The organism is Paenibacillus sp. LjRoot56 (assembly GCF_964253335.1).
Lineage (GTDB): Bacteria > Bacillota > Bacilli > Paenibacillales > NBRC-103111 > Paenibacillus_E > Paenibacillus_E allorhizoplanae.
The window spans coordinates 1066557-1079248 of record NZ_CAXURV020000001.1 but is presented as its reverse complement, the minus strand read 5'-3'; the positions used below and the strand labels follow the sequence as shown (position 1 = coordinate 1079248).

General features: G+C 45.1%; 9 protein-coding genes. 2 read left to right on the top strand and 7 right to left on the bottom strand.

What is annotated here, in order from left to right; genetic code table 11:
• Window positions 1-17 precede the first annotated feature (17 nt).
• From ACSQ8O_RS04945 to ACSQ8O_RS04920, 6 genes are all read right to left on the bottom strand, one after another.
• A complete protein-coding gene (locus ACSQ8O_RS04945) occupies window positions 18-1550 on the bottom strand; it encodes an extracellular solute-binding protein (protein WP_436240667.1) in 1533 nt (510 codons plus the stop codon).
• A 41-nt stretch (window positions 1551-1591) separates the two neighbouring features.
• Entirely contained in the window at window positions 1592-2464 is an 873-nt protein-coding gene (locus tag ACSQ8O_RS04940) for a carbohydrate ABC transporter permease (protein WP_436240666.1), read from the bottom strand.
• A 12-nt stretch (window positions 2465-2476) separates the two neighbouring features.
• Window positions 2477-3379, bottom strand: a complete 903-nt coding sequence (locus tag ACSQ8O_RS04935; RefSeq protein ID WP_436240665.1) for an ABC transporter permease — start codon at window positions 3377-3379, stop codon at window positions 2477-2479.
• Between the two features lie 116 nt (window positions 3380-3495).
• Window positions 3496-4986: a hypothetical protein gene (locus ACSQ8O_RS04930; protein ID WP_436240664.1), complete on the bottom strand. Its 1491-nt coding sequence runs from the start codon at window positions 4984-4986 to the stop codon at window positions 3496-3498.
• Window positions 4987-5096: 110 nt separating this feature from the next.
• Window positions 5097-8000, bottom strand: a complete 2904-nt coding sequence (locus ACSQ8O_RS04925) for a polysaccharide lyase family 8 super-sandwich domain-containing protein (protein ID WP_436240663.1) — start codon at window positions 7998-8000, stop codon at window positions 5097-5099.
• A gap of 579 nt (window positions 8001-8579) precedes the next feature.
• Window positions 8580-8918, bottom strand: coding sequence for a winged helix-turn-helix transcriptional regulator (locus tag ACSQ8O_RS04920; RefSeq protein ID WP_436240662.1), 339 nt, complete (start codon window positions 8916-8918; stop codon window positions 8580-8582).
• Between the two features lie 237 nt (window positions 8919-9155).
• On the opposite strand from ACSQ8O_RS04920, the gene ACSQ8O_RS04915 reads away from it, so the two are divergent.
• Both ACSQ8O_RS04915 and ACSQ8O_RS04910 read left to right on the top strand, forming a co-directional pair.
• Window positions 9156-9707 (top strand): NAD(P)H-dependent oxidoreductase, encoded by a 552-nt coding sequence (locus ACSQ8O_RS04915; protein WP_436240661.1) that lies wholly within the window; start codon window positions 9156-9158, stop codon window positions 9705-9707.
• Window positions 9708-9734: 27 nt separating this feature from the next.
• Window positions 9735-10448 (top strand): SDR family oxidoreductase, encoded by a 714-nt coding sequence (locus ACSQ8O_RS04910; RefSeq protein ID WP_436240660.1) that lies wholly within the window; start codon window positions 9735-9737, stop codon window positions 10446-10448.
• Window positions 10449-10786: 338 nt separating this feature from the next.
• On the opposite strand, the gene ACSQ8O_RS04905 is transcribed toward ACSQ8O_RS04910, so the two are convergent.
• Window positions 10787-12580 (bottom strand): response regulator, encoded by a 1794-nt coding sequence (locus ACSQ8O_RS04905; RefSeq protein ID WP_436240659.1) that lies wholly within the window; start codon window positions 12578-12580, stop codon window positions 10787-10789.
• Window positions 12581-12692: the final 112 nt, after the last annotated feature.

The following is a 12692-nucleotide window of genomic DNA, read 5'->3' as shown; positions in this document are numbered from 1 at the left end:
CCATATCATTCATGCCATTACTTTTTCTGCTTATACCATTCGTTTACCTCATTATAGCTGACCTCCCCGCCTGAAGCTTTAAATTTTTGTCTTGTTGCTTCAAGCGTAGAGATGGTATCTCCACCTGCGATAAGTTTTACTGCGTAATCCGTAGTCATCTGATTTAGCTGTAGATTATTTTTGGAATACACAGCTAAGTAAGGGGAAATCCCTAATGGATCAATCACACGGGAGCCTGACGGTTGCTTTAGATTCAGAATTTCCCACGCCTCAAATAATCTTGGATCTTTTCTAACGCGTGCTTGCCAGTAAGCTAGGTAATTCTTTTCATCGATTCCTGAAAGATAGTTATTAGCCGCATTGCGCTCATCTACGAAAATCGGCAGAATTGGACTGTACGCGCCGTCCTTAAACGAATAATGCTTGTCTTCTTCCCCAATCGCCATATTCTTGAACGTATCCGAATCCAACTTGGCGTTCAGCCATTTGACTGCATCTTCCGGATTTTTGGAAGATTTCGGTACGAACGTAATTGCCGAGAATCCGGCATTGCCCGGGAAGCCCATCTCACCATCCGGTCCTTTCAAGACGGAGAGGAATTGTGCTTTACCGCTTGGAATATTTTTTGTTAAAGCATCAATGAGTGTCGGTACATCGGAATATGCCGCTTGAATAATACCGACTTGTCCGCTTGAAAATTTCTGTTTCACGTTATCTGCTTTGTTCAGCACAAACTCATTGTCGAGCAGCTTCTGCTTATACAAATTATTCATAAATGCAATATATTTCTCGAATGCAGGGTCAAGCAAACGAGGAGTCAGCTTACCACCGTCTTCGTTCCAGGCGTTCGCCATACCGAAAGCGCCTACGATATTATCCACAAAAGGTAAATCCCCACGGATAGACATAGGAATCAATTTAGCGCCAATCCCACCTGGATCTTTGTCTTTAAAAGCTTTCAACACGGCAGTAAGCTCATCTAGTGTCGTCGGCATCTTCATATTCAGCTTCTCAAGCCAATCCGTACGAATTAAGATACCTCCTCCCGTATTCGGGTTGGCTTTTGTCGGGATCGCGTAAATTTTCCCGTCCACTTTAGCGGCATCCAGCGTTTCCTGAGAAATCATCTTTTTAATATTCGGTCCATATTTCTCAATGAGAGGTGTCAAATCGACCAACGCACCTCGCTTGGCATAGTCAGCCCATTGCGCTTTGGAATCGCTCGACCCATTTATCGTCACCGCATCGTAAGGTTCATTCGTGGACATTAGCAAATTTAGCTTATCTTCGGGTTTGTCCTGAGGCAGCATGTCGTACTGTACTTTATAACCCGTCTTTTCTTCGAGCATCTTGGCCACTGGATACGTATTATAATCATCCTTCTGCCAAATCTGAAGTGCTTTAAGTGTAGGCTTTGGCCCAGCTGCTGTCTTAGTCGCTTGCCCCCCGGTTGCCGGAGCATTCGCAGCGCCACCTCCACAAGCTGTAGTAAGTAGGCTTAGAGAAATTAGTGAAGCCGTAATTGCCGTAATTTTGAAGCTATTCCTCATTGTAACTACCTCTCTCTATTTCATGTAATTTAGAATATTGGTCATCCTTTTACGGAGCCAATTAAAACACCTTTGATAAAATATCTCTGAAGGAACGGATAGACGAGTAAGATTGGAACCGTAGAGGCAATGACGGTCGCAGATCGAATCCCCTCAGGAGTAACATTCATGACATCGTCCAACTTTCGATCTTCCCGCAAATTTGACGCATCCATAACAATATCTCGCAGATATAGCTGCAGCGGCTTTAGCTTCGGATCGCTCACATACAACATGGCATTAAAGAAATCGTTCCAATACTGTACGGCGTAAAATAAGGCTATCGTTGCTAATACAGGCCCGCTAAGGGGAAGAATAATACGGAACAGGATGGTTCCGTACCGAGCGCCGTCCATCTTGGCCGACTCCTCTAGGCTTTCCGGCAAGCTTTCATAGTAACTTTTTATAACCAATAGGTTAAACACGCTCAGCATGGAAGGCAGGATTAACGACCAGACATTGTTGATCAACCCCAGCTGACGGATTAACAGGTAATTCGGAATAATACCACCGTTAAATAGCATGGTAAAGACGAATAGGACAAGCAGGATTTTCCCGCCTTTTAGCTGCTTTTTGGAAAGCGGATATGCTGTAAGCGCAGTGATAATTAATGACATTAGGGTCCCGACAACGGTAATAAAAACAGACACTTGAAAGGAACGTAAGAACGTTGCCGAGGTAATTACAAAGGTCATCGTTTCCAGTTGAAAGCCTACTGGGAGAAGCCCGACTTGACCGGACACAACCGCCCATTCCTCACTGACGGCTTTATTAAAGATATTAATAAACGGGACGAGCGTAATAATGGAGAAGGAGATGAGAAGGAAATATATACAGCCATCCATAATCCTATCTGCCATGCTGAGCTTCTTCATTGTTCTCTCCTCCTACCATATACTGCGTCCGGCATACTTCCGGCTCAATGCATTCCCCAGAATGATTATCACGAAACCAACAACGGAATTAAATAAACCTACTGCAGTACTAAAGCTGTAATCCATTTGTCCAAGACCGATTCGATAGACAAAAGTGCCTATCACATCACCTGTTTCGTAGACAAGCGGATTATACATCGTTAAGATTTGCTCTGTACCGGCGTCCAACAAGTGTCCGATTCTCAGTATAAACATTAGAATGATCACCGGAACAATTCCAGGAATCGTAATATGTAGCATTTGCTTTATTCTACCCGCTCCATCGATAGACGCTGCCTCATACTGCTCTTGCTCGATACCGGCAATCGCTGCAATGAATATAATTGCGTTCCAGCCTGTCTCTTTCCAGCCGGCAGTAAAGACGAGAATACTTCGAAAGTAAGCGTTATCAATCAAGAAACCAATTGGAGTTCCGCCAAGAAGTTCGATGACTTGATTGACTAAGCCGTTTGATGTGGAGAGCAGGTTGACGAACAATCCAGCAATGATGACCCACGATAAAAAATGTGGCAAATAGACAATTGTCTGCACAACGCGCTTAAATATCATTCTTCTTATTTCATTGAGCAGCAGTGCTACCACAATGGGGATGGGGAACAGAACGACGATTTTGTAAAGACTGATTAACAGCGTATTACGGAATACTTGGTAAAACTCATCCGAATGAAACAGTTTACGGAATTGCTCAAGGCCGATCCATTCACTACCAGTAATGCCGCCAAAAATATTGAAGTCCTGGAAAGCAATCAATATTCCGTACATTGGCGTATATTTAAATAATAGAAGAAACGCCACTCCGGGAATAAGCATTGCGTACAATTCCCAGTGCGAATAAAACCATCTTGCTTTGTGCATATCGGTTAGGAATCCCCCTCAGTCAGCATCTCATGCCCTGTAGTTTTATTTTAGAGATTTTAGTCATTTTTGTCTTTGCGACAACTTTGACATTCTCTGTTCGAACATTGACTACCTTACCTACTCGAGGCTTCTTCCTCTGTCATTGACCATACAGTCTGCCTAAAAGGTAACGAGTTGCTGCTGATCGTTGGACGGATTCCGCTTGCTGTTGTTAGCTGACGAGCGACGAATGACTGACATGCAACGTAAGAATAAAGCTGATTCTCCATATTCACTGACACGCTGTCCCAGGGATCTGAAAATAAGTACATACCTTCGTAATGCTCAGGAACATGCGAATCATCCACAAAAAGATTGCTGATCTCAATATGCCGTGGCATGTAACACACATATCCAAAATCATGATTGCCTCTATTTCTCATCAGAAATAGCTCCGGTAGGACGATGTCTCCATTGGAAGGAATCCACGTGCAGTTTCGAATATGGACGTCACCGTCCCATGTACTTCCATAATCCTGACGAAATTCAATCAGAGCATTGGCGTAGCTCGTGACATTTTCCAGCGTAAGATGTCCTCGACCAATGGCTTTAACTCCCTGCCATCCGATTGTGCTATTCTTAATCGAATATTCGCCGGATACCCCCATATGTGCATCCAGTCTGGTAAATGTGCAGCCATCAACGTGAATGTTTTTGCAAAAATTCGTAGCGACTACACCCCAGCGTGTTCGATCATGAATGTGATTCATGGTGCAATTAATGAGCGTTAGATCCACAACATGATTCGCATGCAAATCATAAGAGCCCATTTTAACAGGCGCCCCTGCCGCACCGATTGTTGTATAAATTTTGTGTCCACTTAAAAAGCAGTTCTGTATGGTTATATAAGCACAACGCATGGCACTTAGAAAACCTCGATACGGAGATCCATGCCCTATTTCGCCTGACAAGTAATGCGTAACACCGTCAACAACAGTGTTAGAACGCGTAATGTCAATGCCACGAGCATAGTAGTCATATTTGGACTCCCCACGATTAGCCAGTGTGGTAAAGATCCCTCCGCGAAGATAAAGAACTGTACGATCAATCGGCGATGCTTCAACTGCTGTGATCTGCTCATAGTCCCAATCAATAGGTGTGGGAATCGTTCCATCCTCTTGCACAATAAAACAATCCGTCTGATCTGTCCCCGCGTTCTGATTCAAACCATGGCGAATAAATCGTTTCACCTCGCTATTGGTCACCATGACATAGCAATCTTCTTCGAGTGATATGTCCAGCTGCTTCTGGTCCCTTACTAAGGATAGAATCTCCAACTCATACGGGCGCTGTGCGGATTGCACAAGAAAGCAAGGGAGCTTATGATTCTCAACCTTCGTATCATCGATCGTAAAACAGGTTGTACTCCAGTTTACTTCTGTTTCAATGACTGCCGTCAGTGCCCGATTCCCAATATAATAGATGGCATCGGGCTTCGTTCGCACCGTCAGCCGATGCTGATTGGCATACGCATGTGCGGCACAGATGGCTTCCATATCATCGAACAGACCATCACCGACGGCGCCAAAATCTTCGTAATTAACTGTATCCTTCCTTACGTTCATCACTACCTTCCTCTCTGCTGAAAATATTACCTATATTCATCATAGAGGATTTTAACGATCTGATGTAGAGCACGTTCTTGACATGATCTGTTCGATTCTTTACCTCATCTTCATGGGAGAATCAGCTTCAACTCATCAATCTGTCCGTTAAACCAGGATTCGGTTCCCGCACGTCCGCGTCCGATATAAAAATTCTCGTTGTTCGTGAAGGTCGACTCTGTGTTAGACACGACGCCTCTGCTGGCTCCATCAAGCTGAAAATCGATAGCACTTCCGTTATGTGTAATCACTAGATGATACCAAGTATTGTTGTTCCAACTAATCGCATTGCTCTCCCTCCATGTCCCATTCCAGTACAATCCGATCTTCCCTGCATTCGATATACGGACGGAATAGGGCAGCGTAGCTCCCTGCTTCTCAATAATCTTCTGTGTTGTCGTCCCCGCTCCGGTTGAGAAACGAATCCACGTATCCAGTTTAAACTTATTAGTAAAATCCAACTCCGCTGCATCCGGTACGGATACGTAGCTGCTCGTGCCATTTAGAGAGAGCGCGCCACCTGCAAATCCACCGCTCGTAAATGAGGCATTATAGAGGGTTCCCGTATGCCCGTTGCCAGTACTGTCGGCAGCCGTCGAGCCGCTATTTTCGTCGAACTTCCAGTACGCCCGATTCGCCAGCTTGATTCGTGCTTCAAAACCCTTCCCGTTCGCACCGGTTACATTCACACGTAATTTGATGCTTGGACTCAGCTGATCGACCACAATGCCGCTGTCATTCTCAAGTACAAGACTGCCGTTGCGATACAATTCCACTTCGATCTCACCGTTTAGCACTTGGGTAGGATCAGATATGGCGATGACAGCTTCGGTAGGTGTTTCCTTTACCATGACCGACGACTTCTTATTGCTCGTTAAATAGGGTTCGCCGTTTACAGCCACAGTCTCCACGGCATTCTCCCAGAAGTTCGCGCCGACAATGCCAATGTTCTTTTCTCGTACAGCCTGTACATTTGCGTTATTAGATAACACCTGGATATCCGGATTGGATGCATAAGCACTAACCTGTGAACTCGTATAGCCTGGGAGAAGGACATATTGATAGCTTGCATTCGAAGGGACTATGCCGTGATCCAGCCACATGGTCAAATAGTTTTTCGTAATCGGCGTCGTCGAGCCTGTCTGACTTATATCGCTATAAGCCCCAGTTCTGGCTTCCCTCATGGTTCTTAACGTAGGTGAAGTCGGAAAATAGTACCCGATATCCGCACCGCTGCCTGTTCCAGCCAGATGCATCCAGCTCGTATTAGTATGCACTTGATAGCCTTGTGTTAATGAAGTAGATTGATTACTGCCATTAATCATAAATGCGTTATTTCCACTGTCATTTAGCTTGCGATTCTCGACTATCGTCTCCACAACCGGACTATCGGAGGAGGAAATTCCTGCCCCTAGCGCCACAATTTCATTATCCAGCATGAACCAGGATTTCTTCGCTTCCAGCGTCTTATCCTGCGTTTTAATGCTCATCCCGCTAACACCATAGGTATCTCCCACTGCTACGCCGCCGACCCAGCCTTTGGTGTTATACTGCTTGGCCGCTTGCGTCGTGTTCCGTTCGACCGTCGTACCGGGAAGCTTGAAGGCATCAACAGTCGGCCAATAATCAGCATACTGGCTCCAATCGCCGTTATAGAGATAAGTCATCCCTTCCGCAGTATGCCATCCGTGTAAATTTTCGTTATTCGTCTTCTCATAATTCATGACACGACTTGAATACATGCTTAATCCGAAGCCAAATCCCGGCCGAAGATGAACAGCCTTATCCATCCCCGGATACTGTTTATTTAAATACAGGTCACCTCGTGGACTTGCATTTTGCAGGATTTCTCGTGCCAGCTCAATCATTTCAATGGAAGAAGCCAAATAATAATCGGATGACGTGTTCGTATCCATAACCGATTTGACGATACTTCGAATCGCATTGCGCTCAACAGTCGGGGCAAATTGCGAGATGCGAATAAGGGCACTAATTGCATTTCTGCCCGAGGCATTGACAGCGCGTGAAATCTCCCTGCCGCGAACCATATCCATCATTTTTCCGTTATATAGCAGCGGTTCAAATGCAGAGAATACCCACTCATACATACGGCTTAGATTGGGGTCGCTGACAGCCCAAATACTGCCATTCAGCAGCTGAACAAGATCACCAATGCTCATCATGAGTGCAACACCATAGCCACCGTTATACGGCTGAGCCGTATGTTGAATAAAGGATCCGTCTATATAAAACCCGTCCCCATCCGTTACATAAAGAAATAATGGGGACAACGCATTTCGGGCACCTAGGAGCTTGGCACTGTCCTTGACAAGGATGCCTCGAAGGGCAACAATTCTTGCCTTCCAAGCTAAATTCGCGCCTGTTGCCACCGCCGGCGTAGTCGCGTTATGCAGCTGCCCAGCCACAGGTGAGTAGTACTCGACTACGTTCATCCAGTTTGTAATCTGCACAGATGTAAGCTCATCATAAAGCAGCGTTACGATATTCAAGAGATGATTAGGCGCACCTATCTCCCAATCCCACCAGTTTCCGTACCCGCCTGACGTATTGTATCTATTGGTATACATCCAATCGAGCGCTGTTTTAATGGCGCTAAGTAATTGCGAGTTACCTTCCAGCGTAGAGCCTTCCGTTCGGTAGGCAAGAGCCATTTGATAAATCAATCCGTACCCTTGAACAATAGCAGCGGAATTTGTAGTGCTGTTCCAAGGATCGCTGCTGCCCATCGAGGGACTCATCGTGTTCCAGGCGCTTTGCGCACTCGTCGTAATTCGCTGAATCGCCGCATTGATAGCGCTGTCATTTTGATCGTAAGTGCTCCCCCCTGTCAGCATGAATGTCCATTTACTTCGTAAATCATCATACGCATCACTTGCGTTCGCCTCTTCTCCCTTCCAACCTAATCCTGAGATCAGCAATGCGACAACCAAAATCATTCGCAACCATCGTTCCATTCCAGCACACTCCTTCTCAACTGTTTGATCGCCTTGAAGCTGTCAGCTGACCAGTCAACTGGGCAACTCCAACTTCCCTAAGCATAGGTAAGATAGATTGGAACTTCAACACGCGGATTTTGACATTTTCTACTCGCCTGTTGACTCTTTAGGATTCTTACCACCGGCAAAAACATCTAGAACTAATCTAGAACTAAATCTACAACTTATTCTCCCTGTCCAACACTTTAATTCCATTTAACAATACTCTACTGTAAAAATAATTGAGCACATTCATTTGATCATGTTGCTCTAATTTATCCCAATCATCCAGGTTGCTTATTATTATGTAGGGACTTTCTTGTCGCTAGCACGTTTTATAGGGATTCTCTTGTCAGCCTCACGCTTTGTAGGGATTCTCTTGTCGTAAAAAAAACGACATGAAAATCCCTACAATTATTAAAATCGTTGAATTTGACATAATGGCCATAGAAAGATACCTAACCTCCGCCCGGTTTCTTTATGACCCGGACAGCACAAAAACAGAGCAATAGCGGAATACACTTTTCCGTTATTGCTCTGTTTTTATTTGATGATGCTTTATAACTGCAAGCCGAATCTCTTTAACTCAATAAATATGCCTTCCAACCGCTTTCCCTTTTCCGTCAACGTATATTCGACACGCGGAGGAACCTCCGGATATACCTTCCTTACTAATATGCCATGATCCTCAAGTTCCTTCAATCTGAGAGAGAGTGTTTTGGGACTGATCCCCTCCATGGCCTTCAGCAAATCGCTGAACCGCAACGTGCCTTCGATCAGCAAATCCCGAATAATCAAAAATGTCCATTTTGTCCCAATGACATCCAGTGTTTTGGCAATAGGACAAGGCTGTCCCGCTGTTCCTTTGTTCAGTTCGATTGGTTCTACTTCATGCATGTGAACCTGTCCCCCCGTACTTTTTTTGTTTGATTTTTCCTAATCATATCACATTAATTCCCTTATGGAAACTATATGAAATAAATATCACTACTTCCCAAAATGAAGTTAATGTATATATAATATCGTTGTTATCAAACAACAACGTCCCTACCATGAGCATCCTTGCTTCCTTTGCGCATGGCACATTTCTCGGCGTCGTAACTGAAAACTAAACTACAAAGGAGATTTTCGAAAATGAAAAATTTCTTAATTATTAACGGTCACCAAAAATACGGTTCATCAGAGGGAAGGCTGAACCAAACTCTAGTGGACAGTATGGTTAGTGTGTTACATGAAAACAACCGAGTAAAAACAACCACACTGCAAAAAGGCTATTCCGTCGAAGAAGAGCAGAAGAAGTTTGTGTGGGCTGACACGATTATCTACCAAACCCCCATCTATTGGTTCAGCGTGCCAGGGTTATTAAAAACGTACATGGATGAAGTTTATGCGTACGGTTTATTTTTCAAGGGCGGTGATCAATATGGACGAGGCGGATTGTTAACTAACAAAACCTATATGTTGTCTACTACCTGGAACGCACCTGAAAAGGCATTTAACGATCCGACGCAGTTTTTTAAAGGAGACGGCTTGGAAGGGGCACTGGGACATTTGCATCGCGTTCAGGAGTTTCTCGGTATGCACCCTTTAAAGAGCTTCGCCTGCTACGATGTCATCAAAAATCCGAACATCGACAAATATGTAAACGAACTCCATGCACATCTAAAAAATGTACTGAAATTTTAATTCAACTACCTACGAGGAGGAAATCACATGTTACAAAACCAAAAAGTTATGATCATCGGCGGAAGTTCCGGAATCGGTTTGGAAACAGCAAAGCAAGCCATCGCACTTGGCGCGGAGGTGATCATTGCGAGCCGCTCGGAAGATAAATTACAAAAAGCAAAAGAGTTTCTTGGCTCCAATGCTTCGGCGTACACGCTGGATACGACAAATGAAGAGCAAGTAAAAGCTTTTTTTGAAAAAACTGGCCCGTTCGACCATCTGGTTGTCAGTGCAGCCGAAACATTCGGCGGATCTTTTCTACAAACGGATGCGGCCAAAGCGCGGCAACTTTTTGAAAACAAATTTTGGGGCCAATACTACGCAGCGAAATACGGCGCTCCGAAACTTTCGCCGAACGGCTCAATCACCCTGTTCTCCGGAGTTGTCGCCTACAAAGCGATGGTGGGTTCATCGATACTTGGCGCAGTCAATGCAGCCGTATCGAGCTTGAGTCAGACTCTAGCTTTGGAACTTGCTCCAATCCGGGTGAATACCGTTTCGCCCGGTATCATCGATACGCCATCACGCAGCAAAATGCCAGAAGACGCGCGTGCTAAATTATATACGGCGATCGCCCACAAACTCCCTGTGAAAAGGGTAGGAAAAGCGGAAGATGTCGCGCAAAGCGTACTGTACCTGATCCAAAATGGTTTCGTGACCGGAACTGTTCTCCATGTGGAAGGCGGGCATATTTTAGCTTAATTACTCCGCCAAATACAACACACTTTTGAGAAACAAATAATGTTTCTTCGCGGAAGAGAATAATTGGAATAGCTGGCACCGAGCTGCTGGGCATCTTATTACACTCCCCCATTGACTGCAATTAAAGTATGGATCAATTCATCTCCAACTTGTCTAGGAAGATTATATACCATGTCTTTCTAGACAAGTTTCTTACTTTGTAGAGATATTCTTGTCGCTAGCATGTTTTGCAGGTATTTTCATGTCGTTGTACTGCAGCAGCAAATCTTCTCCTCCTTAAACGGATCTTCTAACGACAAGAAAACACCTCATAAACGAGCATAGCTATCGTTCGAAATCTAGCTAACGATGATCCCGATTTCCAACGCTTTCTGGACAGCTTCTTCCTTGTTGCGTACTCCTAGCTTAATATAGGCCGAGGAGGCGTAGTTTCTGACTGTGCCGACCGATAAATACACCTTGGATGCTATCGTCTTGTACCCGAGCCCTTTGGCAACAAGCTGCAATATTTCTATTTCCCTGTAAGTCAGGTCATAGTCGTTAACGGCTTTCAGCTGCGTCGATTCGACGCTCTTATCGAGCTTCTCGAATATTTTATGGGATATTCCCTGATCGATTAATGTGCCTCCTCTGTGAATAAGGCGGATCGTATCTGCCAGCTCTAACGGTTCGGTTGATTTCAACAGGAAGCCGTCCGCACCGCTGCGCAGTAAGTCCAATGCTTGCTCCGCATCATGGAAAGTCGTGAAAATCAATACGCAGATATGCGGCCATTGCTGCTTGATCATTTGTGTTGCCTCGGCTCCATTCATGCGTGGCATATCCAAATCCATTAGCACTACGTGGGGCTGGAGGCGTCCGCACAGCTCGACGGCTTGTTCGCCATCCGCTGCCGAGCCGACTACCTTTAAGTCTTGATACTTGTCGAGCAGCATCTGCAGACTTTCCCGAATAAAAGGTTGGTCGTCGACGATCAACAACTGAATAAGGTCGTCCTCCATTTCCGCTTGTCGCGGCAACGAACAGGTAACAAGCGTACCGTCCCCTGGCTTCGTATAAACGGACACTTGACCTTGCAAATTCATGGCCCGCTCCTTCATCGCGTTCATGCCGAAGCCCTCCCGCCATTCTTCAATCCCTCTTCCATTGTCATACACCTCCAGCCTCGTATCTTGCTGCCCAAATTGCAAAGAAACAGTGATTTCCGTCGCCTGACCGTGACGAACCGCATTCGTAAGAGATTCTTGCAAGCAGCGAATGAACGCCATTCTCGCTTGTCGGGATAGTTGATACTCGTCTCCGAACGCACGAAAGCTTATGTTAATCCGGGCATGCTCCTGAAATTCATCTCCAAGCTTTTGCAAAGACTGGACCAAGGAAAGAGACTGCTGTGGAGAATCCATTTGATGCAAGTAGCCCCTCACTTCCTCTATACTTTTACGGCCCAACTCAAGCAAGGAATCCAGCCTCTGTATACCCGTTTCAGTAGCAAGCTCGGAGCGCAACCCTTCCATTCCCATGATGATGGAAGTATAAGCATGACCGACAGTATCGTGAAGCTCTCTCGACAGCCTGTTGCGTTCTTCTGCCAGCGTAATACGCTCGATTTGGGACATATATTGCTCAAGCACCGCATTTTGCTTGCGGATCGTTTCATTTTGCCGATGATTGACGATCAATAAATGGAAAGCGAATCCCATCACATAAGCAAATCCATAGTAGGTTACCATGAACCAATAGCTGTTATCTGGCGAAACGACATAAAAAATTCCGGGTATTACCAAGACTGCTGCCGGAGCCGTCCAATGATAAGACCGATGAGCGCTATTCGCTGCAATCAGAAAGGCTGATGCAAGAAATGAAGGGAAAGCTTCTGGAAACAACGAGGTTAAATGTATACACAGCCCGCCAAATAGCAGTATTTCTGTGAATAAATAATATTTGTAGTTGAGCAGTAAGCAAACCCAGGGAATAGAGAAAGCGGCAATCTCCCAAAAAATAACGATCCAAAGAGGCAGCACTAGACCTTCCTGAAATCTAATCGTCGTGAGGACGAGCGAAACGCTAATAATAAGGCGAAGCCCCAGCATAATCCAATCATACCAAAACCACTGTTTGACCATATCCAACAAATCATTCAACCCCTAAGCAACTCTCTTTTTGCTTCCTATAGTATTATAGATCAAACCTTCGTGTGATACATAACTGGCTGTTTACGCAACAGCATCTGCACAAAGGCCGGAA